The following is a 24349-nucleotide window of genomic DNA, read 5'->3' as shown; positions in this document are numbered from 1 at the left end:
CTCCTATGCGTGGTGGTTAGGCTTGGTTGGCAGACTTATCGCTGGAATAAAATAACTCGCCGTTTTGAGCCATCTGACGCAGCTTATCGGTGGGCGCGTATAGCGGCCCCAGCTCTTCGGCTAGCCCTTCAGCCAGTTTCACAAACTCAGCCAAGCCCATCGCATCGATGTAGCGCAGAGCGCCACCGCGGAATGGCGGGAAGCCGATGCCATAGATCAATGCCATATCGGCTTCAGCTGGCGTCGCCACAATGCCATCTTCCAAACAGCGTACGGTTTCCAAGCAGAGCGGCACCATCATGCGCGCGATGATGTCTTCGTCGGAAAACTCTTTGTGTTCCTTCACCACCTCTTTGACCAAAGCGTAAGCCGCTTCGTCGGTCACTTTCTTCGGCTTACCCTTCTTGTCCTCTTCGTAGGCGTAAAAGCCCTTGTCGTTCTTCTGGCCTAAACGGTCATTCTCATACATGACCTGGATCGCGGTTTTGCCCTCGCGCGCCATGCGTTCAGGGAAGCCTTCGGCCATGACTTCATTGGCGTGTACGGCGGTATCTAGACCGACCACGTCAAGCAAATAGGCAGGCCCCATCGGCCAGCCGAATTTCTCCATCACTTTATCAACGTGCTGGAAGTCAGCGCCCTGCTCCATCAGGAAGCTAAAGCCACCAAAGTAGGGGAACAGTACTCGGTTGACCAAGAAGCCGGGGCAGTCGTTAACCACAATCGGCGTTTTGCCCATGGCCCGGGCGTAGGCCACGGTGGCAGCAACGGCGGCGTCCGAGGTCTTCTCACCACGGATAACTTCCACCAGCGGCATACGGTGCACGGGGTTAAAGAAGTGCATACCGCAAAAGTTTTCCGGCCGTTTTAGGTTTTGCGCCAAACGGTTGATCGAGATGGTTGAAGTATTGGAGGTGAGAATAGTGTTCTCGCCCACCATGCCTTCCACTTCGGTCAACACAGCGTCTTTGACCTTGGGATTCTCAACAACGGCTTCGACAACGAGGTCGACGTTACCAAAATCGCCGTAAGAGAGTGTCGGGCGAATGTTGGTGAGTTTTTCAGCCATTTGCTCGGTAGTGAGCTTGTTACGCTCTACCTGTTTGGCAAACAGTTTGCGGGCTTCTTTCAGACCTAACTCTATCGCGTCGTCCTTAATGTCTTTCATCAGGATCGGCGTGCCTTTAGAAGCACTCTGATAGGCGATACCGCCACCCATAATGCCAGCCCCCAGCACCGCCGTTTGCTTCACCGGCTGTGCCTGTTTTTCGTAGTTGCTGGCCTTCTTTTTGACCACTTGATCATTGAGGAACAGACCGACCAGGTTGAACGCTACGCTGCTTAGCGCCAGTTTGGCGAAAGCTTTGGCTTCAATTGCCTGAGCACGGCCGCGCTCTTCACCAGCGCCTTTCTGTATCACTTTGATCGCTTCAACCGGCGCGGGATAGTGCGGCCCAGCCTTACCAGCGACATACCCTTTGGCGGTTTCAAACGCCATCATCTGCTCAATCGGGTTGAGCTTCAGCGGGCTGGTCTTTTCAGCACGACGCGCCTGATAATCCAGCTCACCTGCATTGGCGCGATCAAGGATATCCAGCGCGGCGGCTTCCAGTTGCTCGCCGGTGACTACCGCATCGACGGCGCCCACTTTTAGCGCAGCATCAGCGCGGTTTTCGGTACCACCAGCAATCCACTCGATAGCATTATCGGCGCCAATAAGTCGCGGCAGGCGCACACAGCCGCCCCAACCGGGCAGAATGCCGAGCTTGGTTTCTGGCAGACCAATTTTGGCTTTCTCGCTCATCACGCGAAAATCGGTGGTTAGCAATACTTCACAGCCACCCCCTAGGGCCAGCCCGTTAATCGCGGTAACGGTGGGGAAAGGCAGGTCTTCGATGGCGTTGAAAATATCGTGTACCTTGAGATTCATCTCCACCAGGTACTCTTCGCCCTTATCGAAAAGCGTGTGAAACTCGGTGATATCAGCACCGACGATAAACACTTCTTTACCACTGGCAATCAATAAGCCTTTTAAACTATTTTCAGCTTGGATTGCTTTGACGGCTTCACCCAGCTCTGTCACCACAGCGCTGGAGAGCTTGTTGACGGACTCACCTTTCAGATCGAAAGTGAGCATAGCGATGTCATTGCCACTCGGGGTGTCACGACGTGTCACCGTGATGGCGTTGCCTTGATAGATCATCCGCGCTCTCTCCACAATTCGGGTTGGTTCCATAAAAGGAACCCGCCACACTTTATTCGGCCAATTCCATTATTCGATCAATACAATCCAATCGATTTCATACGGTCGTTTGATTGCTTTAGCTTGGTTGAGTTGCCTGTGTACGTCAAGCCCTGACTTTTGGCTAATTTACCAATCTACTGAGACCAGTACTCCCCTGTGTGCGTTCATACTGCTAGGATCACGCTTCCTTTTATTTTGCAGGTTAACTTTATATGGGCGCACTGCTCACGCCATCGCGCATTGCCACCGTTCAGCGACATATAGAAAGTATTGTCGAGCGATTAAAGCCATGGAGCTGGCTATGGCCGCCCATGGCATTTACTGCCGGGTTAGCCAGCTTCTTTCTGGTCGATCGTCAACAGTGGCTGGGAGCCGCGCTAGCATTAGGATTATTGTTCGCCTGGACGCTACTGCTTTCCGAAGGATTAATTAGCCGCTGGTTGAAACGTCGTGGTCACCCTACTCCGCCAAGAGGCGTAACAACGTTTATTGCCCAGATGATTCATCAGGAAACGCTTTTTTTCACATTGCCGTTTATTTTAGTCACCACGGTGTGGAATAGCGGCCAAACACTGTTTGCGCTGCTAGTGGGCGTTATGGCACTACTTTCTATCGTTGATCCCATCTATTTTAAAATTGCTGAACGATGGCGCAGTCTTTACTTTTTATTTCACGCGATGTGCGTGTTTCTCGTATTGCTCGTGACGCTGCCTATTATGGTACACCTCACCACAGGGCAAAGCTTACTCTTAGCGCTCGGGATCACGGTCGTTGTCGCCTTACCCAGCTTTTGGCACCTGTTAAAGCAAAGTTCGCTCAAACGCTGGTGTGCTTTTTTTGGATTAACGCTGATCTTAGCCTACGGCGCTTGGCTTGGACGTATTTGGGTGCCACCTGCCAGCCTATGGATGACCAGCAGTGCTCTTTCTCCTGGGTTTGACGTTGAGCGGCGCATTCCTCAAGGTTCTATGGCGCTAACGCCCCAAGCTATCAGCGCAAATGGCCTTTATGTGTACACTGCCATCCGGGCGCCGCGTGGACTGAGTGAAACCATTACCCACGCTTGGCATCATAATGGTGAGCCAATGGACGTAGTGGAATTGAACATCAACGGCGGACGCGAGCAGGGATACCGCGCATGGAGTCATAAGCAAAACTTTCCAGAAGATCCAACCGGACAGTGGCGCATCGACATTATGACAAGCACTGGGCAGCGCTTAGGATTAATACGCTTTGAGGTGGCAAAGGATAGCCAGCAGGCTTCACTAGCCGATGGAGAAATACACGCCAGTGGCTTAAGCGGATTGAACTTACGGCGCTTTTTACCGGGCCGCACTAATGATGCAGAGGCGCAACCGGATGACTGAATTGTTAATCGCCTTGCATTCAGTGGCGCAGCTTATGACAATTCGCCTACTCACACTTATTGGTAGCTAGTTACTTATGGCTTCAACGATTGGTTTTCGTATCGCACGCTTGCCACATCTATGGCGTTCAATTCTAGATCGACGACTTGCCCCCTTAGGCTTAACGCAAACGCGTTGGGTCACGCTCTATCACTTGTGGCGTATGGGCGAGGGGCACCCACAGTGCGATCTTGCCCGCGCCATTGGTGTTGAGGCACCTTCCTTGGTGCGTACTCTCGGTCAGCTTGAAGAGCAAGGTTTGGTGGAACGCCGTGCCTGTGATAATGACCGCCGTAGCAAACGTATTTATCTAACGCCAGCTGCTATGCCGTTGTTGGAAAAAATCGACAGCGTTGCCCAGCAGGCGCGCAAGGAGATGTTTGCGGGTTTGAGCGAGGAGAACCTTGAACAGCTCAATGAATGGCTGGCGGTGATTGAAGCCAACGGGTTAGCAATTCAGGCACGGGATCAAGACGGTCCAGCCTCATGATCGCTCTTTGAGGTTGGCACAGTCTGCTCTGTCCCTTTGAGCGGTTGACCGTTGGGCCGATCGACATGGCCCTGAAGAGTATCAATCAGTTGCTTAAACTCAGGTAAATATGTCGTGAATCGTTCAGCGGTTTGCGACTCCCACCACCATAGGGTCAGCGCGTAGGGAGTCGACTGTATCACCAGCGCGTCTTGTGGCAAACGCTCAAGCAGTGCTTTTAACGGTATCTCGGCATTACCCGGAAGCGGCCGCAAAGGGGCTATTCGCCAACGCCAGCCCGCATAATACGGTGCTAAAGCTTCACTGGCATTGCTGTCTCTGACCAAAAGGAAATCCGGCCCAGGTGCTGGCTGAGGATAGTGCCACCGGTAGGCAGGCATCGTCCCTTTAAAATGGTGAAGCGGTGGTTTTTCCAGTTTGATAATTACGCCTTGCTTGGCAATTTGCGTGCGCAGCGTCTGCTGGCGTCTCTGACGTGGACTGGGCTTTAGCCACATCACCGGTGCGATGACAAACATCGAAATTGCTATAATAATTAGCCATTCCATCTCTACATTTCCTTTAACGTGAGCCACACTGTATAAGCTATTCTAACCATCACGACTCAGGACGTTGTTTTGATACACGTCATGGTTAAAACACTGATCATTGTTAAAATAAGGCACGCCATCTAAAGTAACGGTCATTGAACAAAGAGCCTCCATTATTCTTTGTGAACTAGTGTTATCCACGCTAAGGAGATATGCCATGAGCTATCACCACATTTTAGTTGCCGTTGACTTAACCAAAGACTCCCACAAGATCCTGGAACGTGCCGTGGCAATCGCAGCACGCAACGATCAAGCCAAAATTTCCATTATGCATACCCTGGAACCGCTTGGGTTTGCCTATGGTGGCGATATACCGATGGACTTGACCAGCATCCAAGACCAGTTGGATGAACATGCCAAAAAACGTTTAGCCGAAATTGCCGCACCGCATATTGCCGAGGCTGACCAGCATGTTGTCGTGGGTATGCCCGATACCGAAATCCACCGGTTTGCCGAAGAGCATGATGTGGACTTGATCGTAGTGGGCTCTCACGGTCGTCATGGTTTTGCGTTACTACTAGGCTCAACCTCTACCGGCGTGCTGCACGGCGCCCAGTGTGATGTTCTTGCGGTACGCGTGGGCAAAAAAGGCGAGAAAAGCGACGAGTAAACCCTTTCTTTATATCGCTACGAAAAAGGCGCCCATTCGGCGCCTTTTATCGTTGCTACGTCTATTCCCCAGCGGCCATCGCCTCTAGCTCCATCCAACGCTCCATGGCCACTTCTAGCGCTTTCTGCACTTTCTCAAGGGATTGTAGTTTAGCCGTAACGGCTTCTGCTTCTTGCTGATAAAACGCTGGGTCACCAATCTCGCTCTCTAGCGCCTCTACTTCACTCTCAAGGCGTTCTATTTCAGCGGGCAGCGCATCTAACTCACGCTGCAAGTTGTAGGAAAGCTTAACGCTTTTCTTAGCCGGGGCAGCCGGAGCTTCGACCACCTTTTTAGGCGTTTCTGAGGTGGGTTCAGTACGCTGACGCGCCGCCCCTTCCCAAGGCGCTGGAGGCAATTTTCCGCCCTGGCGAATCCAATCGGTATAGCCACCCACGTATTCACGCACCACGCCATCGCCTTCAAAGGCGAGCATGCTGGTGACCACGTTATCCATAAAGGTACGGTCGTGGGAAACCAGCAGCAGCGTGCCATCGAAATCGAGAAGCAGCTCTTCAAGCAACTCCAGGGTTTCCATGTCGAGGTCGTTGGTTGGCTCATCGAGTACCAGCACGTTAGCTGGCTGAGTGAACAACTTGGCAAGCAGCAGGCGGTTGGACTCACCACCAGAGAGAGCTTTCACCGGTTGGCGTACCCGCTCAGGTGTGAACAGAAAGTCCTGCAGGTAACTCATCACATGGCGATCTTTACCCCCCACGCTGACGCGATCACTGCCCTGAGCAACATTGTCATACACGGTTTTATCCAGCTCCAGCCCGGCACGCAGCTGATCGAAATAGGCCACTTTTAGATTGGTGCCCATCTGCACCTTGCCTTCAGTGGGTTCCAGCTCGCCCAGCAGGATTTTCAATAGGGTTGTCTTGCCCGCGCCGTTGCGCCCCAGGAAACCGATACGGTCGCCGCGCAGTACTTCAAGGTTAATATCACGCAGTATTACGTCATCGCCAAAGCGCTGGGTGACGCCTTGCAGCTCCACCACGCGCTTACCGGTGCGCTCGCCGCGATCTACCGTCAAGTTGGCATTACCCTGGCGCTCACGGCGCTGGCTACGCTCGTTACGCATCGCTTCCAGCGCACGAACCCGGCCTTCGTTGCGGGTACGCCGTGCTTTAACGCCCTGACGAATCCAGGCTTCCTCTTGAGCGAGTTTTTTATCGAACTCGGCGTGCTCCCGTGCTTCTACTTCAAGCTCATGCTGCTTGCGGGCCTGATACTCTTCGTACTTACCGGGGTAGCGCCCTAGCTGGCCACGGTCCAGCTCCAGAATATTGGTGGCCAGCTTGGAAAGAAACGCCCTATCGTGGGTAATCAGCAGCACCGCGCCGTTAAACGCCAGCAGTTGCTCTTCCAACCAGGCAATGGTGTCTAGGTCCAAGTGGTTGGTAGGCTCATCGAGCAGCAGCAGATCGGGCTCGGCAACCAGGGCGCGCGCCAGCGCTACTCGGCGGCGCCAGCCACCGGAGAGCGAGCTCATTTCAGCTTCAGGGGGCAAGCCTAAGCGCGTGAGCACCGTATCGATACGCTGGTGATACGACCAGCCATCAATGGCTTCCAGACGCGTTTGCAGGGTCGCCATGCGATCCATATCGGGGTCGGGATCATTGATAAGATGATCGTACTCGGAGAGCAGCTCTCCGGCTTCTGGCAGGCCTTGGGCGACCATGTCGAAAATGGTCAAGCCAGATGACTCGGGTAACTCCTGAGCCAACACGCCAATCTTGAGACCAGGTGCGCGCCAGATGGAGCCATCGTCGGGCAGGATATCCCCTGCTACCAGCTTCAGCAGAGTGGACTTGCCGGTGCCGTTGCGCCCGACCAGCGCCAGCCGCTCGCCTTTTTCAACCGTCAGGTCGGCGCGATTGAGTAGTACATGGGTGCCGTAGGCGAGTTGCAGCTGTTCGAGTCGTAACAGGGTCACGCGGTGTCCTCCTTAATCGTGAGGCGCATAGTGTAACGCATGAGCGCGCTGGTAGGGGGAACGTTGATGCATTAGTCGATGCTCGCGCATACCGTTACAATGATGTCTTTGCATATTGAATGGGAGACACCTTTGACCACTGCGTATGCCGATGATTTTTTGCCCGAAGCACTACAGTTTCGGCCTAGTACCCCATTGGTGGACATCGGCGCTAACTTAACCCACGAAAGCTTTGGGCGTGATCTTGAGGCGGTTATACAACGTGCCCAGGCGGCGCAGGTAACTACCATGATCGTTACCGGTACCGATCTTGCCCATGCTGAGCAAGCCGTCGAGTTGGCCAAACAGTATCCTGGCTTGTACGCCACGGCGGGTGTACACCCTCATGACGCCAGCCATTGGGACGCAGGTCTGGAGCGGGCCATGGCGGCCCTGCATGCCTTACCGGAAGTAGTGGCTGTGGGCGAGTGTGGGTTGGATTTTAATCGCAACTTCTCGACGCCTCAGGAGCAGGAGCGTGCATTTGAAGCGCAGCTGGCGCTCGCGGTCGAAAGCGGTTTGCCGCTGTTTTTACACGAGCGCGATGCAGGCCAGCGGATGCGAGAAATCCTGCATGCATGGCGAGACGACATCAGTCACGCAGTGGTGCACTGTTTTACCGCCGATCGCGATACGCTGTTTGGCTATCTCGACCTAGACTTGCATATAGGCCTAACCGGTTGGATTTGCGACGAGCGACGCGGACATCATCTACGCTCATTAGTAGATGATATTCCATTAGCGCGTTTGATGGTAGAAACCGACTGCCCGTACTTGCTGCCCCGCAACCTCCCGGCGAAGCTAAAGGGTCGTCGACACGAACCGGCGTTGCTGCCGTGGATTGTCCGCGAGATTGCCCAGTGGCACGGTATTAGCGAAGCTGAGTTAGGGGCGGCAACCACACTGACCGCCCAGTGTTTTTTCCGTCTACCCACGGAATCTTAACAGGAGTATTAGCGTGGCCGATTATCCAGGATTTATAGCCATTGAAACGGGCGAAGACGATGGCTTACCGCTCGCCATTGCCTGGTCGCTGCCCGATGGCCGAGTAAAGCAAACATTGATTCAGCCAGACGATAGCTGGATCAAAGAAGATACCAATGCCATGGGCGCCTACAGCATGGAAGAGCTGGAGAGCCTGGGGGTTAGCCCGCTAGAGGTAATCCGCGAGCTGGAGAACGATCACTTCTCCGCTACCCTTTATACCAGCGACAACGGCGACGACGAAGCGGCTCTGGCGCGGCTGTTTGACACCTATGGGTTAGACCCTTTCGTGGAGTTAGCCCCAGCCTCGGTGCTTTACCCTTCAATCACTCCTGGCGAATGGCATCGCCAACGGCGTGAAACGTTCAGCGAGCTGGGCTTGGAGCCGATGCGTCCAGAACATGAGCTTGAGGTTATGCTGTCGATGCACCAGCGCCTAACCGAAGAGGACTAGGCATTAGCTACCAATAGCCTAGGATACGTTTGCACGAAGGAAAATCCTCTGCTAACCCATAATGAGGCTTTGTTTAGAAAGGTAGCTGTAGGACACGCTTTTGAGGACTCCATCTTAACGACATAGCCATTTCTACACAGGAGGTGACAGATGAAGGATTATGTTGAAAAGGGAGATATCTATTTTTTCTATCGGCCCAAGGTCAATACACCGCGGGTCGAAAACATTGAAGACGTTCAGCGCCTTTACTTAGTGCTAGCGCCAGATGATAAAGACACCGCTCGATTATTTCTGGTGGGCAAAAAGCGCATGCCTGAAATTACCCATGGCAAGCCTTCGTCTACCGCGCGCGAGTGGATGATGAACGACATGACAGGCAAGCCAACAAACATTGGCGAGGCGCTAGCGCCGCTCGAATACGCTACCAAGACCCGTGGCGAGCAGGAACAGGGCGAGGCCATTCCTGTTGGAGAGGGGCGCTACGCTATCTTTGAGCGTCACAACAGTTCGCGTTTGGCTTATCGGCTCACCAACCCCACGAAACCCGGCAAAGCGCAGGCGGAACTGGGGATTCTTGCCGAGGCAAGTTATATCATCTCGGTGCGCAACCCCTCCCTTGATGTACCCGGTTTTCCAGACGCTAAACCGAACTACCCCAAGCGCTTAATAGAGAAATTCGCCGACAAACGCTGGCTGGATATTGACGATAGCAAGCTGCTTGACTACGAAGATGCTCAACTTCTGCTCATCGGAGCGCATGACAACCTCGCCGAAGAACAAATTTCCATCACCGGCAAGGCATCCCTATTCAAGACGTTAGGGCTGAAAAAGCGCGAGTGGCCCAATGAAGCGCTGGAAGGTGGCGAGCTCACCGAGCCGCACATGCAGCCAGAAGCCAAGGAACCCGAAGGCGATCGCAGCAAAGGCGGTGAGCGCGGTGGCAAGGCAGCCACTGATTCGACATCGGCGGCTGGCATTACCAAGGCACTCAAGGGCATCGATTTACCGAGCAGCAAGGCGGACCTGATTAAACAGGCCAAAACCAACCATGCCAAAGATGACGTTATTAATGTATTAAAGGAATTTCCCAGCCGAAAGTACAAAACGATGGCAGATATCCAAAAAGCGCTGGGGGAGATACGCTGATGGCACAGTTTACTTGCGAAATATGCGGGGCTGAGTTCGAGCAAAAATCCCTTTACGAGCGGCATATGCTCACTTCTCATCCAAAACAGGTGGTCTCTGCGGCTGATATTGAAAAAGCGCTGAAAGGGGTTGAAGCAGGTAAACTAAAGCGCCACTTAGTGGCGCATTGCCCCCTCACCTTTTCAGAAAAACTTTTTCAGGAAAACTATCTAGCAAAAGCCGTCTAAAAAACTGTCTGCGGTCACCAGCGCCTAAATTAAGCTTGTATAAATCCTTTACTTATTTACTTCGTTTTCCGCCCCGTGAGTTTGTCACTAAGCCTGTCAACCATGCCTACAGACGCACCCACACTCTTGTGGAAGAGTTCTGAATGAGGAGCGCTGGGATGCGGATGCGTCGAGGCCAGTGTTTTGGCCTGCTCTACTTTTTCACCTAGTTCAATAAGTTGGTCACCGGACATATGGGTGCGCATCTTAGGAAATTGCTGTGACTCCTCGTCGTCTGCATGGTGACTTAACAATCCTTTTAGCTTTTCGAGCTGCGCCATGAAAACCGGAGCGACAGCGTTACAATCTTCCAGCTGTTTCATTACTTGAACAATTTCATCGTGCTCTTGTTTGTCGTGCTCAACCTCTTCGGTTCCATTCGGTATGTATTTTTCTATTGCCGGATAAACGTACATTTCCTCGGCAACGGCATGGCGCATTACCTCAGCGATCAGGGTATCCGCCGTATCTCTACGCCATTGTGGGTCATTTGAGCCTTTAATTGGCCTGCCAGCGCCATCATTTCCTGATGATCTGTGGTTAGGATATCAACCACATCCTTGGCTGATCCGTTTGTATTGTGCTGAGTCATGAGATTCCCTCCTTATGATTCGTAACACCTACATAGTAGACAACTTCAACATAGTCGTGTGCATAGCAACCTATCAAGTCCTTGAGCAATGGCTGTTTCAAGCTTCACCCCTTGTTGATAGTAAGCGTTCAATGCATGGCAAAACGCTTTGGCACGTAGGGGTAAGCCTTCATCTTGGTAGCGCGCTGCCCGAACCATAACGCGCTGCTGGAAAGCGTCCCGATCCACGTTTGTATCGCCCCCCAGATTGTCCACGCTGACATGGAAATGACGGCCACACGCCTGGGTAAATAGGTACTCTAACGCTTGGGGAGCAACCTCTGCGCTCTCAAAAGCAGCTTGTTGCTCAGCATTACGCCCATCCGGCGAATACCAATAGCCGTAATCTTCTAATTGACGACGCTTTTCACCCGCAATACACCAGTGGCTAATTTCGTGTAACGCACTGGCATAATAACCCCGCGCAAAAATAATTTGATGATACGGTGTTTTGCTATCAGCAGGCCGATAGAGGGGTTCATCGTCCCCCCGAATTAGGCGTGTTTGATAATGCTCTGCAAAAATGCCATCGAAGAGCGCGGCAATATCGGCCAGCGTCCATCGATCCTGCAAGTGATTCAAATTGACCTCGTTTATCATTGCCGTTTGAGAAAGTATAACTGCCTCACAGAGGCAAACTAAATACAGGGCAGCAAGGCATAGGCTTCCCTGCTAACCTATCGCTTTTTTATAGCTTAATTCGTCGATCAGGAGCCTTCTCATTGGGCGATTTCACTCAACAAGTTAAATCGGTGTATTGGCCAGAAACTCGCGCGCTGGTCTACTTGGCATTACCCATTTGCGGAGCTCAGCTGGCTCAAGCAGGGATGAGTGTTGTTGATGTCATGATGACAGGCCGACATGATGCAACGTCACTCGCAGCCGTCTCGGTAGGCTCCAGCCTCTGGATGCCATTGATGCTATTTATGACGGGCACCCTGATGGGGCTCACACCAATTGTGGCACATTTGCTGGGTGGACAGCGCCAAACCGCTATTCGCCCAGCAGTGCACCAGGCGCTCTGGGTTGCCCTGCTGCTAGGTGTTGTCGCGGCCTTACTGCTCTGGTCGGCCGTCATACCGATTTTTGAATTAATGAATGTGCCCCCTGCCGTTGCCAGCCAGTCTGCCGCCTATCTGTCAGCTGTCGCCTTTGGTATGCCGGGGATCGCCCTTTTTCAGGCGCTTAGAGCGTTTTCCGATGGCATGAATCACACCCGCCCGGCGCTATGGATAAGCTTGGTCGGTTTAAGCGTGAATATTCCTGCCAACTACCTCTTGATCTACGGCGGCGATGGCTTGATTGATTTATTTGGCGCCTGGATTCCCACTAGCTTGCAACAGCTGCCTGCCTTGGGCGCTTTTGGCTGCGGCATTGCGACGGCGCTCTCCATGTGGACGATGGCGCTGGCGATGGCCTACTACACGCGCAGGGGAAATACTTATAAAAGCGTTGCGATTTGGCACAAACTGACACCGCCCCAATGGCTAGGTATACATGAATTAGTGGTGGTGGGCGTTCCCATTGGCGTGGCTATTTTTGTTGAAGTGACCCTGTTCACGCTTATTGCACTCTTTATTGCCAGCTTTGGTGAAGTCACGGTGGGTGCCCACCAAATAGCGCTAAGTTTCACCTCCATTCTGTTTATGCTGCCCCTGTCGCTGAGCATGGCGCTGACCGTACGAGTCGGTAATACGCTGGGTCAGCAGCGCTTAGCACTAGCCCGCAAAGTCGCTTGGAATGGCATTGTCATCAGCGTCATCATTGCCGCTATTAACAGCCTCGTACTGTGGGTTAGCGCCGAGCCAGTAATCGCACTTTATACTTCCAATAGTGAGATACAGGCGTTGGCACTCTCAATCATTGCTTTAGCCGTTATTTTTCAGCTCTCAGACTCGTTACAGGTTAATTTAGCGGGTGCTTTACGCGGCTATAAAGATACCCGCATTGTGATGGTGATTACGGTACTCTCCTACTGGATTGTAGGCTTGGGCGGCGGCCACTGGCTGGGCTCCTATGGAGTGGGTGATAAGGTCGCCCCGCTAGGGGTTCATGGCTACTGGATTGGCTTGATTGCGGGCTTAAGCACTGCGGCATTGCTACTTGGCTGGCGTTTACAGCGTATTAGCATTAAGGGATAAACATGGCTTGGCGGGGCAATCTTTTTATAACACTAACCCTAAGTACCTTACTAGCTGGCTGTGGCGATCACCCTGCTGAGCAGCAGTGGCAGTCCTACCATCAGCAACTTGCGAATGACCTCGACCAGACAGGCATTGAGCGGGCCACCCCCATGAATATTGGCGATTTCCCGGAGCGCTCTGCTCGGCTTATTAATATCCCCGAAACAAGGGATAGCATGCTGAATATTTATGCACTACGCGAATGCCAAATTACTTCTCTTATAGCGGCACGTAACAATCAACTCGGCCGAGTAGCACCTCCTAGCCAGCAGTGGTTATATGAGCGAACACTATGGCAACGGCTAAACACCTGCTGGAACAGCGATGTTCCCGAAAAGTTAAGCGATGAAGACCGAATGCGCCTGCAACAGCTGACGGCCACTAAAACAGCTCAGTTACCCGCCGTCAGTTGGAACGCTATTTTTGATTCCAGCGAATGGGTGAAAAGCTTTGCGCGCGCAAGCCAGCCTTTAGCTAACGTCGATGAAAACGCTATTGCAAACCAGCTTGAAGCCATTAATTATCTTCAGCAAATGACGGATCACCAGTTTGACCTCGATTGGCAGCAAGACTCCTCAGCCCTCGAAAATCATTTAAAAACCCTACAAGAGCAGCCATTGACCGCCGAAGTGTTGCGCGCCCTGCTACTAGCCACTCAACGCTTAACCGAAGCGAATGCATTATTAGCTCAGCAGAAAGATGCCACACACTGCTTGAGGCGCGGGGAACCACAGTCGCTTGAACGCTTGGCAAACACTGCCCAGCAGTGGCTAACAGCGATCAACCGCTTAATTGACGCGCAGCCGGTAGACAAGCCAATAGCGATTCAGCGCTATCAGGCACGCTGGCTTTCGCTGGAAAACGCCCAAGCGCCCTGGGGCCAGTTCCAGCAAGCGCTCACCGAGCATCATGCGCTACGAGCTCGCTTTCCAACTTGTTCAGATAATTAAAAAGCGTAGAACCCTTAACCTTATGAGCAACTTGTGCTATTGGTTGATAGGTAAGGTGGATAAGCAAGGATAACAATGAAGCAAGCCAAACTTGCTTCGCCAATGTCATGACCACGCAGCATAAGGAGGGACATAATGGGCGCATCCCTGTCACCCCGCTCTGCCCAGGTCATCGACCTGGAAACTGTGCGTCAGCGTCAGCAGGCGCAAAAGTGCCTAGTTCGTTTAGCTCCGGAGCTAGATGGACTAGAGATGGTGTACCAACTCGCTGCGAGTCCCGACACTTACTACGGCATGCCTATCTTAGCCTGGGGGCTAAGAGAAGATGGTAGCGTCTTTGGCATGGTGCCGTGGATGGAAACGTTGGCGGCCTGCCATGATCTGAACAGCCAGGAGAATGGCTACTTCGTGGGTTACCGCGACCCTGAAACGGAGGAAATTTTCGATTCACCACCGGACCATAAGTACCATGAGCTAGTCGCCGCAGCTGAATATTTTGATTATGAGGCTTCCGGAGAAATCACTCTCATTCAGCAAATACCCGACACTCTGGGCACCCACGCGCTGTGCATGAATCACCCCAACACTCCTTGGCATATGAAGCCTGTTTACGGCTGGCGTCTCTACAGCGACGGTAGCCTTGACGCGCTCCTTGCCGACGAGAACAAAGCGGCGATGACACCGATTTTGTTAGGGGACAAGTGCCTTTACGGCGCTCACGCTCGCCATCAAACCGTTTACTTTTTCCAGCGCCATATCGCCAATCGTATATTGGAAGAAGATCCGGCAACGCTTGAGGCGCTAGCCATGATGGTCGTGGCAAGCGATTAGCCGAGTGCCTTAGTGCTGCCTTGTGAGCGAGGCCAACATCAATGATGTTGATTTGAGCCTCGCTTGGGTTCCCGCGCTATTTCTAAGGGTTATGCTAAGCGAATAAAGTAGAGGTAGTTACTCTCAGAGGCGGTGTCCTGCTCAAGCAGTTCGTGCCCTAAAAACTGACAAAATTTGGGCACATCTCGCGTGGTAGCTGGGTCGGTGGCAATCACTTTGAGCACTTGGCCTGATGTCATGTCGCGCACTTTGTTATGCATTAGCATAATCGGCTCTGGGCAGTAGAGTCCTGAGGTGTCCAATACCACGTCAAAGCTGGGTAACGTACCCGTATTATCAGCCATTAATATTCTCGATGTAGGAAACAGAAAGTATGATTAAAGTTATCATCGAACGGCGAATTATGCCTGGTCTTGAAGAAGAATTTGAGCAAGCAGCGCGGGAGGCAATGCGCGTTTCCCTAGGCGTAAGGGGCTTCATCGGTGGTGAAACACTGGTAGAACTGGGTCATACCGATCGGCGACTGATGATTACTAAATGGCGTGACATCCGCGCTTGGAAGGAGTGGCACTCAAGCGAAGCGCGGGCAATGGCCATGCAGCGTATTTTACCGCTATTAACCGAAGATGAAACTATCCGGATTTACGAGCCTGGCTATTAAGCCTGAGGTTTCACTCGCGCTAATCCCTAAGCCTTACATGCACCGTTACCTCTTCCCTATCGTGATAGAGGTGACGGCATGATACATTGGCATGCACACCCGCTTTTTCCAGCGACTCTTCCAGCGCCGTTAGACAACGTGTCACCTCATCCCAGCGCTTTTTCATGGGCAACTTGAGGTTGAAGATCGCCTCCTTGCACCATTTACGAATAAGCCACCGCTCCACCATGGCTAGAACCCGCACTGGTTTATCAACAATATCGCAGACCAGCCAGTCTAGGCGCTGGGGTGGCTCCCAGGTAAAACCATCCTCTTTGAGATGATCAATCTGACCCGTTTTCATTAACTGCGATTCCATCGGGCCATTATCGATGGCATACACGTACATGCCCCGCTGAACCAGTTGCCATGTCCAGCCACCTGGGGCGGCACCTAAGTCAGCTGCCTGCATATGCGGTGCTAACCGCACATCCCACTCATCCCTAGGAATAAACTCGTGCCACGCCTCTTCCAACTTCAGTGTTGAGCGGCTAGGCGCACGGGAGGGAAAGCGCAGCCGACGAATACCATTAATCAAATCGCTACGATTGCCTGGGAAGCTCATCGCCAGCTGCACTTGATCTCCGTCAGTCCAGAAAATATGTAAACGTCGTGCGCCCGCGCTGCGCCTTAACGCACCACGTTTTTTCAACATACTTTCCAGCGGCTTGGTAAGCGCCTTAATCAGCCCAGCCAGCGCTTTACCATCGTTGGTATCCGGCGTTTCATGCCAAATCTCTTCAAAGCTCCAACGGCTGGCTTTAACCTGCTCCAGTATAGCGGTAAGACGGTCGTCACGGGAAAGAGTGAGCGCAGGCAAGGCCGCTAAGCTCTGGCGCGCGAAAATCAGCTTTTTAAACGCTGCCTGGCGGTGCAAATCATTCACTGCTTCGCCATCGACACGCGTTAAGCTTACCCACCCTTCCCCATGAGATGATTCACAGGCAATGCCCTGCAATGCGGCGTGATGCTGTAGCTCTGCCAGCACATCACTCTCAAACCCAGGACGGCAGTAAACTAACCATGACGTAGGTACCGTTTCACTCACCACTTCACCTCAGTTCCTCCAGCCATCACAAACGGTGACGGCTGCCTCATTAATTGGGCCGCATCATAGCACTTATCCAGGCACTTTTTATTTTCTTCCTCACAACAAAAAACCCCGAGCACAGACTGCAATTTGTCGAAGGCAGCGTTAGCTCGCGATACCGTGGTGTCATCGCGTGAAGCAACACGATCTCTTTTTTGTCATTGCGAACGCAATGACGCAATCTCAACGATAGGCTGCCGATGGCTTGAGATGGCCGCGTCGCTGCGCTCCTCGCCATGACATGGTTTTTTTCTTTCTTCCAGGCAACAAAAAACCCAGCCGGGTGGCTGGGTTTTCTGCGGTATAGGTGCCTGACGATGACCTACTCTCGCATGGGGAGACCCCACACTACCATCGGCGCTAAGCGGTTTCACTGCTGAGTTCGGCAAGGGATCAGGTGGTTCACGCGTGCTATGGTCGTCAGGCGTAACTGTTAATGCATATCATGCTGACTATTGCTAAATTGTGTGCGTCTCATTGCCAAACTTTCTGTCTTCAACAGTCAGCTCAGCGCGCGTATCCGGTTTTCATTGACGTCATCATTACGACCAGACCCCTTGGGTGTTATAGGGTCAAGCCTCACGGGCCATTAGTACACGTTAGCTCAACGCCTTGCAGCGCTTCCACACCGTGCCTATCAACCAGCTGGTCTCGCTGGGCCCTTCAGGAGGCTCTAGGCCTCAGGGATGTCTCATCTTGAAGGGGGCTTCCCGCTTAGATGCTTTCAGCGGTTATCCCGTCCGACCATAGCTACCCGGCAATGCCACTGGCGTGACAACCGGAACACCAGAGGGTCGTCCACTCCGGTCCTCTCGTACTAGGAGCAGCCCTTCTCAAACATCCAACGCCCACGGCAGATAGGGACCGAACTGTCTCACGACGTTCTAAACCCAGCTCGCGTACCACTTTAAATGGCGAACAGCCATACCCTTGGGACCGACTTCAGCCCCAGGATGTGATGAGCCGACATCGAGGTGCCAAACACCGCCGTCGATGTGAACTCTTGGGCGGTATCAGCCTGTTATCCCCGGAGTACCTTTTATCCGTTGAGCGATGGCCCTTCCATACAGAACCACCGGATCACTAGAACCTGCTTTCGCACCTGCTCGACGTGTCTGTCTCGCAGTCAAGCACCCTTATGCTCTTGCACTCAATGCACGATGTCCGACCGTGCTGAGGGTACCTTCGTGCTCCTCCGTTACTCTTTAGGAGGAGACCGCCCCAGTCAAACTACCCACCACACACTGTCCTCGATCCGGATAACGGACCTGAGTGAGAACGCCAATGATGCCAGGCTGGTATTTCAAGGGTGGCTCCCTCCGAACTGGCGTCCGGAGTTCAAAGCCTCCCAGCTATCCTACACAGGCAACATCAGCGTCCAGTGTGAAGCTATAGTAAAGGTTCACGGGGTCTTTCCGTCTAGCCGCGGGTACACCGCATCTTCACGGCGATTTCAATTTCACTGAGTCTCGGGTGGAGACAGCGTGGCCATCATTACGCCATTCGTGCAGGTCGGAACTTACCCGACAAGGAATTTCGCTACCTTAGGACCGTTATAGTTACGGCCGCCGTTTACCGGGGCTTCAATCAAGAGCTTCGCCTTGCGGCTAACACCATCATTTAACCTTCCGGCACCGGGCAGGCGTCACACCCTATACGTCCGCTTGCGCGTTAGCAGAGTGCTGTGTTTTTAATAAACAGTTGCAGCCACCTGGTATCTTCGACCGGTTCGGGCTTAGAGAGCAAGTCTCATCACCCTACGCCGGCGTGCCTTCTCCCGAAGTTACGGCACCATTTTGCCTAGTTCCTTCACCCGAGTTCTCTCAAGCGCCTTGGGATTCTCTCCCTGACCACCTGTGTCGGTTTGGGGTACGGTCGCACATGATCTGAAGCTTAGAGGCTTTTCCTGGAAGCGTGGCATCAGTGACTTCCTGACCGTGGTCAGTTCGTTTCGTGTCTCGGCCTTAAAGCATCCCGGATTTACCTAAGACGCCAGCCTACTCACTTTCACCAGGACAACCAACGCCTGGCTCACCTAGCCTTCTTCGTCCCCCATCGCAACCATGTCCGGTACGGGAATATTGACCCGTTTCCCATCGACTACGCCTTTCGGCCTCGCCTTAGGGGCCGACTCACTCTGCTCCGATTAGCGTCGAACAGAAACCCTTGGTCTTCCGGCGAGGGTGTTTTTCACACCCTTTATCGTTACTCATGTCAGCATTCGCACTCGTGATACCTCCAGCAGACTTCTCAATCCACCTTCATTGGCGTACACGACGCTCCTCTACCGCTCATCCAAAGGATGAACCCGTAGCTTCGGTACCTGGTTTAGCCCCGTTACATCTTCCGCGCAGGCCGACTCGACTAGTGAGCTATTACGCTTTCTTTAAAGGATGGCTGCTTCTAAGCCAACCTCCTAGCTGTCTGAGCCTTCCCACATCGTTTCCCACTTAACCAGGATTTCGGGACCTTAGCTGACGGTCTGGGTTGTTTCCCTTTTCACGACGGACGTTAGCACCCGCCGTGTGTCTCCCACGCGTTACTCACCGGTATTCGGAGTTTGCCTCGGGTTGGTAAGTCGGGATGACCCCCTAGCCGAAACAGTGCTCTACCCCCGGCGGTACTACATGAGGCGCTACCTAAATAGCTTTCGAGGAGAACCAGCTATCTCCGAGCTTGATTAGCCTTTCACTCCGATCCACAAGTCATCCAAATCTTTTTCAACAGATCCTGGTTCGGGCCTCCAGTTGATGTTACTCAACCTTCACCCTGCTCATGGATAGATCGCTCGGTTTCGGGTCTATATCCAGCGACTGTGTCGCCCAGTTAAGACTCGGTTTCCCTACGGCTCCCCTATACGGTTAACCTCGCCACTGAATATAAGTCGCTGACCCATTATACAAAAGGTACGCCGTCACCCAACAAGTGGGCTCCGACTGCTTGTACGCACACGGTTTCAGGATCTATTTCACTCCCCTCTCCGGGGTTCTTTTCGCCTTTCCCTCACGGTACTGGTTCACTATCGGTCAGCCAGGAGTATTTAGCCTTGGAGGATGGTCCCCCCGTCTTCAGTCAAGGTTTCTCGTGCCCCGACCTACTCGATTTCACATGATCAGATTTTCGACTACGGGGCTATCACCCGCTACGGCCAGACTTCCCAATCTGTTCGCCTAATCAGTCACATGCTTAAGGGCTGGTCCCCGTTCGCTCGCCGCTACTAGGGGAATCTCGGTTGATTTCTTTTCCTCAGGGTACTTAGATGTTTCAGTTCCCCTGGTTCGCCTCGTACACCTATGTATTCAGTGCACGATACTCATCTTATGATGAGTGGGTTTCCCCATTCAGAAATGCCCGGGTCACAGGTTGTTGCCACCTCACCGAGCCTTATCGCAGGCTACCACGTCTTTCATCGCCTCTGGCTGCCTAGGCATCCACCGTGTGCGCTTCATTGCTTGACCCTATAACCCGAAGGAGTCTGGATGTCGCAATGATCACGTTTCATTTTGCCGGATACGCTGACGCGTATCACAATTTAAGAAGCACTTCTTGCGAAGTGTTCTTGTCAGCATGATATACATTGTTAAAGAGCGACTGCTATAAGCAGTGATAAGCGTTCTTTCCTATTAAAAAAGAAAAAGACCTTTAAGCTTTAAAAGCTATTTTTTCTTTTTAACGTGAAAAAAGAGTCACTTATCACTGCGTATCAACAGCATTCTGATCAGGTAATTCATTGTGGACGCTTACCAACGGTGACGCATCGTTTAAGGAGGTGATCCAGCCGCAGGTTCCCCTACGGCTACCTTGTTACGACTTCACCCCAGTCATGAACCACACCGTGGTGATCGCCCTCTTGCGTTAGGCTAACCACTTCTGGTGCAGTCCACTCCCATGGTGTGACGGGCGGTGTGTACAAGGCCCGGGAACGTATTCACCGTGACATTCTGATTCACGATTACTAGCGATTCCGACTTCACGGAGTCGAGTTGCAGACTCCGATCCGGACTGAGACCGGCTTTAAGGGATTCGCTGACTCTCGCGAGCTCGCAGCCCTTTGTACCGGCCATTGTAGCACGTGTGTAGCCCTACCCGTAAGGGCCATGATGACTTGACGTCGTCCCCACCTTCCTCCGGTTTGTCACCGGCAGTCTCCTTAGAGTTCCCACCATTACGTGCTGGCAAATAAGGACAAGGGTTGCGCTCGTTACGGGACTTAACCCAACATTTCACAACACGAGCTGACGACAGCCATGCAGCACCTGTCTTACAGTTCCCGAAGGCACACCAGAATCTCTTCCGGCTTCTGTAGATGTCAAGGGTAGGTAAGGTTCTTCGCGTTGCATCGAATTAAACCACATGCTCCACCGCTTGTGCGGGCCCCCGTCAATTCATTTGAGTTTTAACCTTGCGGCCGTACTCCCCAGGCGGTCGACTTATCGCGTTAACTTCGCCACAAAGTGCTCTAGGCACCCAACGGCTGGTCGACATCGTTTACGGCGTGGACTACCAGGGTATCTAATCCTGTTTGCTACCCACGCTTTCGCACCTCAGTGTCAGTGTCAGTCCAGAAGGCCGCCTTCGCCACTGGTATTCCTCCCGATCTCTACGCATTTCACCGCTACACCGGGAATTCTACCTTCCTCTCCTGCACTCTAGCCTGACAGTTCCGGATGCCGTTCCCAGGTTGAGCCCGGGGCTTTCACAACCGGCTTATCAAGCCACCTACGCGCGCTTTACGCCCAGTAATTCCGATTAACGCTTGCACCCTCCGTATTACCGCGGCTGCTGGCACGGAGTTAGCCGGTGCTTCTTCTGCGAGTGATGTCTTTCCTAGTGGGTATTAACCACCAGGCGTTCTTCCTCGCTGAAAGTGCTTTACAACCCGAGGGCCTTCTTCACACACGCGGCATGGCTGGATCAGGGTTGCCCCCATTGTCCAATATTCCCCACTGCTGCCTCCCGTAGGAGTTCGGGCCGTGTCTCAGTCCCGATGTGGCTGATCATCCTCTCAGACCAGCTACGGATCGTTGCCTTGGTAAGCCATTACCTTACCAACTAGCTAATCCGACATAGGCTCATCCAATAGCGGGAGCCGAAGCCCCCTTTCTCCCGTAGGACGTATGCGGTATTAGCCTGGGTTTCCCCAGGTTATCCCCCACTATCGGGCAGATTCCTATGCATTACTCACCCGTCCGCCGCTCGTCAGCGGGTAGCAAGCTACCCCTGTTACCGCTCGACTTGCATGTGTTAGGCCTGCCGCCAGCGTTCAATCTGAGCCATGATCAAACTCTTCAGTTTAAGATCTATGCGGTTCTTGCCTGTCACCGAAGCAACAGAAGCGAACCAAACTTGGCTCAAGGTTCAAACGAATTCATTCAAAACAGATCCCAAAGGACGAATCCTTTAAAACCCTATTGCTTGAGTCGCTTGCCTTGATATTCGGTGATTTGTCACCAACATCAGCAAGCGCCCACATGAATTACCTGATCAAATTGTTAAAGAGCTGTTTCGCTGTGTTTGACTGGCGAACCGTTGAACTGGCTTGCCGCAGCGAGGAAGGCGTATTCTACGCAGTTCCTGGTGTTTGTCAATCGCTGTTTTTTAGCGAGTGAGGCGAACGCTACTATCTGCTCTAACCTCCTGACAAACCGAAGCTTTTACACTTCATTCACCGCTGGTAACGCTTGGCGTCCCCGGCAGCGGATGCGTACTTTAAGGCCTCACTATCAAGATAGCAAGTAAAAGAAGTTATTGCGTATAAAAAAGCGGCAGAAGGTTACCCTTCTGCCGCAAACCACCGATCAGAACGCCTGACCAGAGAGTGCTCTTTTAATATCTTAGCCGTTAATTAAATTTCAAAGCCCAAGCCAAAGTCTTCGCTGGAGATAGCCATTAAGCTGGAAGCGCCTGATTGAATCATCTGTGCATGGGCCTTGGTGCGCGGTAATAGCCGCTGGTAATAGAAGCGAGCCGTGTTCAATTTAGCGGCATAGAAGGCCTTATCGTCACCTTCTAAAGAGACAGACGCCTGTTTGGCCGCGCGAGCAAAAAGGTACGCCAGCGTGACGTACCCCGAATACATAAGGTAATCAACACTCGCCGCACCTACTTCCTCGCGGTCTTGCATTGCCTTCATACCTACACCCATTGTCAGCTCTCCCCACTCAGCATTCAGCTTGCCAAGCGGCCCGACAAACTCTTTCAGCGCAGGGTTATCGGCTTCAGCTTTACAGAACTTGTGGATCTCTTTGGTGAAGACCTTCAGCGATTCACCCTGACTCATGAGTACTTTACGGCCCAGCAGATCAAGCGCCTGGATACCGGTAGTACCTTCATAGAGTCGAGTAATGCGAGCATCGCGTACCAATTGCTCCATGCCCCACTCTTTAATGAAGCCATGACCACCGTAGATCTGTACGCCCTCATTAGTGCTTTCAAAACCAACTTCGGTCAGGAAAGCCTTAACGATAGGGGTTAGCAAACCAAGCAGGGTTTCAGCGTGATCTTGCTCTTCACCCGGCTCACCATGCTCCACCACGTCGAGCATTTGCGCGGTATAAAGCACCAGCATACGCCCGCCTTCGGCGAAGGCTTTCTGGGTCAGCAGCATGCGGCGCACATCAGGGTGGACGATAATCGGGTCAGCGGGCTTTTCAGGCGCCTGCTTGCCCGCTAAGCCGCGCATCTGTAACCGGTCACGGGCATAGCTCAATGAATTCTGGAAACTGGCTTCAATCAACCCCAGCCCTTGAATACCCACCCCAAGACGCGCAGCGTTCATCATGGTGAACATACACGCCAGCCCTTTATTAGGCGGGCCTACCAGATAGCCGGTTGCGCCATCGAAATTCATCACGCAGGTGGCATTACCATGAATGCCCATTTTATGCTCGAGCGAACCACAGGTGACGCCATTACGCTCACCCACATCACCTTGAGCATCAGGCAAGAACTTGGGCACTACAAATAGCGAGATACCTTTAGAGCCTTCCGGTGCGCCGGGCAGTTTTGCCAATACCAAATGGACGATATTTTCAGCCAGATTATGCTCACCGGCGGAGATAAAGATTTTGGTGCCGGTAATCGCATAGGCGTCGCCATCGGCGGGCACCGCTCGTGTTTTGATCAAGCCGAGGTCAGTACCGCAGTGTGGCTCGGTTAGGCACATGGTGCCTGTCCATACCCCTTCTACCAGCTTGGTAAGGTACGTTGCCTTCTGGTCATCCGTGCCATGGTGACGCAATGCATCCGCTGCGCCATGGGAGAGCCCTGGGTACATACCCCACGCCAAGTTAGTCGCACAGATCATTTCCGACAGCAACATCGCCAATGAAGGCGGCAGCCCCTGCCCCCCATGAGCAGGATCTGCAGCCAGACTCGGCCAACCACCTTCTACGTACTGTTGGTAGGCCTCTTTGAAACCGTTAGGCGCTTTGACCTCGCCCCCTTCCAGCAAACACCCCTCTTCATCGCCACTCTGATTGATCGGCAGCAGTACGTCGCGGGCGAAGCGTGCACCCTCTTCCAAAATAGCGCTGACAACATCTGGCGACGCATCGTCACCGTTTGGTAAGCGCGCGTAATGAGCGGGGTAGTCAAGCATCTCGTCCATAACGAAACGCATATCACGAATAGGGGCCTGATAGCTGGGCATCGCACTTCTCCTAAAAGGGGGGTTGAGAGCCGATCAGTCCATATAAGCTCACGACTTTCAAACACATGTTTGAAAATTAGCGCGAGCGCCACTCAGAGTCAAGCG

20 protein-coding genes and 3 rRNA genes are annotated in these 24349 nt (G+C 52.9%); 11 read left to right on the top strand and 12 right to left on the bottom strand.

Features of this window, described 5'->3' with window-relative positions; genetic code table 11:
- Positions 1-16: 16 nt before the first annotated feature.
- The gene (gene fadB, locus KO116_RS08770) at positions 17-2203 is read right to left on the bottom strand and encodes a fatty acid oxidation complex subunit alpha FadB (protein ID WP_035556931.1); all 2187 of its coding nucleotides are present in this window, start codon (positions 2201-2203) and stop codon (positions 17-19) included.
- 254 nt (positions 2204-2457) lie between these two features.
- Here fadB and KO116_RS08765 point away from each other — a divergent pair, with 254 nt between their 5' ends.
- Positions 2458-3612, top strand: a complete 1155-nt coding sequence (locus tag KO116_RS08765; RefSeq protein WP_035556928.1) for a DUF5924 family protein — start codon at positions 2458-2460, stop codon at positions 3610-3612.
- Positions 3613-3688: 76 nt separating this feature from the next.
- Positions 3689-4141: a transcriptional regulator SlyA gene (slyA, locus tag KO116_RS08760; RefSeq protein ID WP_035556925.1), complete on the top strand. Its 453-nt coding sequence runs from the start codon at positions 3689-3691 to the stop codon at positions 4139-4141.
- Here the strand turns inward: slyA and KO116_RS08755 are convergent.
- Entirely contained in the window at positions 4120-4689 is a 570-nt protein-coding gene (locus KO116_RS08755; protein WP_035556922.1) for a hypothetical protein, read from the bottom strand. The two genes, slyA and KO116_RS08755, sit on opposite strands and share 22 nt — an antisense overlap.
- 199 nt (positions 4690-4888) lie before the next feature.
- Here KO116_RS08755 and KO116_RS08750 point away from each other — a divergent pair, with 199 nt between their 5' ends.
- The gene (locus tag KO116_RS08750) at positions 4889-5341 is read left to right on the top strand and encodes a universal stress protein (RefSeq protein WP_008959936.1); all 453 of its coding nucleotides are present in this window, start codon (positions 4889-4891) and stop codon (positions 5339-5341) included.
- A gap of 61 nt (positions 5342-5402) precedes the next feature.
- Here KO116_RS08750 and KO116_RS08745 read toward each other — a convergent pair whose 3' ends face one another.
- A complete protein-coding gene (locus KO116_RS08745; protein WP_035556919.1) occupies positions 5403-7319 on the bottom strand; it encodes an ATP-binding cassette domain-containing protein in 1917 nt (638 codons plus the stop codon).
- A 102-nt stretch (positions 7320-7421) separates the two neighbouring features.
- Here KO116_RS08745 and KO116_RS08740 point away from each other — a divergent pair, with 102 nt between their 5' ends.
- The 4 genes from KO116_RS08740 to KO116_RS08725 all read left to right on the top strand — a co-directional run bounded on the left by KO116_RS08740 (position 7422) and on the right by KO116_RS08725 (position 10169).
- Positions 7422-8303, top strand: coding sequence for a TatD family hydrolase (locus KO116_RS08740; RefSeq protein WP_423841380.1), 882 nt, complete (start codon positions 7422-7424; stop codon positions 8301-8303).
- A gap of 13 nt (positions 8304-8316) precedes the next feature.
- Positions 8317-8796, top strand: coding sequence for a hypothetical protein (locus tag KO116_RS08735; protein ID WP_035556913.1), 480 nt, complete (start codon positions 8317-8319; stop codon positions 8794-8796).
- Between the two features lie 150 nt (positions 8797-8946).
- Positions 8947-9942: a DUF2795 domain-containing protein gene (locus tag KO116_RS24125; protein ID WP_052703752.1), complete on the top strand. Its 996-nt coding sequence runs from the start codon at positions 8947-8949 to the stop codon at positions 9940-9942.
- On the top strand, positions 9942-10169 hold the full coding sequence (locus KO116_RS08725; protein WP_035556910.1) for a C2H2-type zinc finger protein: 228 nt from the start codon (positions 9942-9944) through the stop codon (positions 10167-10169). Before KO116_RS24125 ends, KO116_RS08725 begins: the two co-directional genes overlap by 1 nt.
- 56 nt (positions 10170-10225) lie before the next feature.
- On the opposite strand, the gene KO116_RS08720 is transcribed toward KO116_RS08725, so the two are convergent.
- The 3 genes from KO116_RS08720 to KO116_RS08715 are packed head-to-tail and all read right to left on the bottom strand — an operon-like array spanning position 10226 to position 11439.
- The gene (locus KO116_RS08720) at positions 10226-10648 is read right to left on the bottom strand and encodes a hemerythrin domain-containing protein (protein ID WP_235272534.1); all 423 of its coding nucleotides are present in this window, start codon (positions 10646-10648) and stop codon (positions 10226-10228) included.
- 11 nt (positions 10649-10659) lie between these two features.
- Positions 10660-10800, bottom strand: coding sequence for a hypothetical protein (locus KO116_RS25745; RefSeq protein ID WP_235272533.1), 141 nt, complete (start codon positions 10798-10800; stop codon positions 10660-10662).
- A 45-nt stretch (positions 10801-10845) separates the two neighbouring features.
- A complete protein-coding gene (locus KO116_RS08715) occupies positions 10846-11439 on the bottom strand; it encodes an elongation factor P hydroxylase (protein ID WP_045812107.1) in 594 nt (197 codons plus the stop codon).
- A gap of 122 nt (positions 11440-11561) precedes the next feature.
- Between KO116_RS08715 and KO116_RS08710 the strand changes: the two genes are divergently transcribed.
- The 3 genes from KO116_RS08710 (at position 11562) to KO116_RS08700 (ending at position 14803) form a co-directional block, all read left to right on the top strand.
- Complete coding sequence (locus tag KO116_RS08710; RefSeq protein ID WP_035556904.1) at positions 11562-12980, top strand: MATE family efflux transporter; 1419 nt, start codon at positions 11562-11564, stop codon at positions 12978-12980.
- A 2-nt stretch (positions 12981-12982) separates the two neighbouring features.
- Positions 12983-13972 (top strand): DUF3080 family protein, encoded by a 990-nt coding sequence (locus tag KO116_RS08705; RefSeq protein WP_035556901.1) that lies wholly within the window; start codon positions 12983-12985, stop codon positions 13970-13972.
- A gap of 135 nt (positions 13973-14107) precedes the next feature.
- A complete protein-coding gene (locus KO116_RS08700; RefSeq protein WP_035556895.1) occupies positions 14108-14803 on the top strand; it encodes a hypothetical protein in 696 nt (231 codons plus the stop codon).
- Between the two features lie 89 nt (positions 14804-14892).
- Here KO116_RS08700 and tusA read toward each other — a convergent pair whose 3' ends face one another.
- Positions 14893-15147, bottom strand: a complete 255-nt coding sequence (gene tusA / locus KO116_RS08695) for a sulfurtransferase TusA (RefSeq protein ID WP_035556892.1) — start codon at positions 15145-15147, stop codon at positions 14893-14895.
- Positions 15148-15176: 29 nt separating this feature from the next.
- On the opposite strand from tusA, the gene KO116_RS08690 reads away from it, so the two are divergent.
- Positions 15177-15464: an antibiotic biosynthesis monooxygenase family protein gene (locus tag KO116_RS08690; RefSeq protein WP_007113141.1), complete on the top strand. Its 288-nt coding sequence runs from the start codon at positions 15177-15179 to the stop codon at positions 15462-15464.
- Positions 15465-15483: 19 nt separating this feature from the next.
- Here the strand turns inward: KO116_RS08690 and rlmM are convergent, their stop codons facing one another.
- The 5 genes from rlmM to KO116_RS08665 form a co-directional block, all read right to left on the bottom strand.
- Positions 15484-16554: a 23S rRNA (cytidine(2498)-2'-O)-methyltransferase RlmM gene (rlmM, locus tag KO116_RS08685; RefSeq protein WP_035556887.1), complete on the bottom strand. Its 1071-nt coding sequence runs from the start codon at positions 16552-16554 to the stop codon at positions 15484-15486.
- A 348-nt stretch (positions 16555-16902) separates the two neighbouring features.
- A 5S ribosomal RNA gene (rrf, locus tag KO116_RS08680) occupies positions 16903-17018 on the bottom strand.
- 143 nt (positions 17019-17161) lie between these two features.
- Positions 17162-20051, bottom strand: a 23S ribosomal RNA gene (locus KO116_RS08675).
- 304 nt (positions 20052-20355) lie between these two features.
- Positions 20356-21888: ribosomal RNA gene (locus tag KO116_RS08670) — 16S ribosomal RNA — on the bottom strand.
- The 16S, 23S and 5S rRNA genes sit together here, the layout of an rRNA operon.
- Before the next feature lie 550 nt (positions 21889-22438).
- Complete coding sequence (locus tag KO116_RS08665; RefSeq protein WP_035563374.1) at positions 22439-24244, bottom strand: acyl-CoA dehydrogenase C-terminal domain-containing protein; 1806 nt, start codon at positions 24242-24244, stop codon at positions 22439-22441.
- Positions 24245-24349: the final 105 nt, after the last annotated feature.

This window comes from Halomonas sp. KO116 (genome assembly GCF_000734975.2).
Classification (GTDB): domain Bacteria; phylum Pseudomonadota; class Gammaproteobacteria; order Pseudomonadales; family Halomonadaceae; genus Vreelandella; species Vreelandella glaciei.
The sequence above is the reverse complement of the archived record's forward strand: the minus strand, read 5'-3'. Positions and strand labels throughout refer to the sequence as shown.

What these genes read in the sequence shown, in the direction of transcription:
- fadB (WP_035556931.1), bottom strand. Translation starts at nt 2,203, where the DNA reads ATGATCTATCAAGGCAACGCCATCACGGTGACACGTCGTGACACCCCG.
- KO116_RS08765 (WP_035556928.1), top strand. Translation starts at nt 2,458, where the DNA reads ATGGGCGCACTGCTCACGCCATCGCGCATTGCCACCGTTCAGCGACAT.
- slyA (WP_035556925.1), top strand. Translation starts at nt 3,689, where the DNA reads ATGGCTTCAACGATTGGTTTTCGTATCGCACGCTTGCCACATCTATGG.
- KO116_RS08755 (WP_035556922.1), bottom strand. Translation starts at nt 4,689, where the DNA reads ATGGAATGGCTAATTATTATAGCAATTTCGATGTTTGTCATCGCACCG.
- KO116_RS08750 (WP_008959936.1), top strand. Translation starts at nt 4,889, where the DNA reads ATGAGCTATCACCACATTTTAGTTGCCGTTGACTTAACCAAAGACTCC.
- KO116_RS08740 (WP_423841380.1), top strand. Translation starts at nt 7,422, where the DNA reads ATGTCTTTGCATATTGAATGGGAGACACCTTTGACCACTGCGTATGCC.
- KO116_RS24125 (WP_052703752.1), top strand. Translation starts at nt 8,947, where the DNA reads ATGAAGGATTATGTTGAAAAGGGAGATATCTATTTTTTCTATCGGCCC.
- KO116_RS08725 (WP_035556910.1), top strand. Translation starts at nt 9,942, where the DNA reads ATGGCACAGTTTACTTGCGAAATATGCGGGGCTGAGTTCGAGCAAAAA.
- KO116_RS08720 (WP_235272534.1), bottom strand. Translation starts at nt 10,648, where the DNA reads ATGCGCCATGCCGTTGCCGAGGAAATGTACGTTTATCCGGCAATAGAA.
- KO116_RS25745 (WP_235272533.1), bottom strand. Translation starts at nt 10,800, where the DNA reads ATGACTCAGCACAATACAAACGGATCAGCCAAGGATGTGGTTGATATC.
- KO116_RS08715 (WP_045812107.1), bottom strand. Translation starts at nt 11,439, where the DNA reads ATGATAAACGAGGTCAATTTGAATCACTTGCAGGATCGATGGACGCTG.
- KO116_RS08705 (WP_035556901.1), top strand. Translation starts at nt 12,983, where the DNA reads ATGGCTTGGCGGGGCAATCTTTTTATAACACTAACCCTAAGTACCTTA.
- KO116_RS08700 (WP_035556895.1), top strand. Translation starts at nt 14,108, where the DNA reads ATGGGCGCATCCCTGTCACCCCGCTCTGCCCAGGTCATCGACCTGGAA.
- tusA (WP_035556892.1), bottom strand. Translation starts at nt 15,147, where the DNA reads ATGGCTGATAATACGGGTACGTTACCCAGCTTTGACGTGGTATTGGAC.
- KO116_RS08690 (WP_007113141.1), top strand. Translation starts at nt 15,177, where the DNA reads ATGATTAAAGTTATCATCGAACGGCGAATTATGCCTGGTCTTGAAGAA.
- KO116_RS08665 (WP_035563374.1), bottom strand. Translation starts at nt 24,244, where the DNA reads ATGCCCAGCTATCAGGCCCCTATTCGTGATATGCGTTTCGTTATGGAC.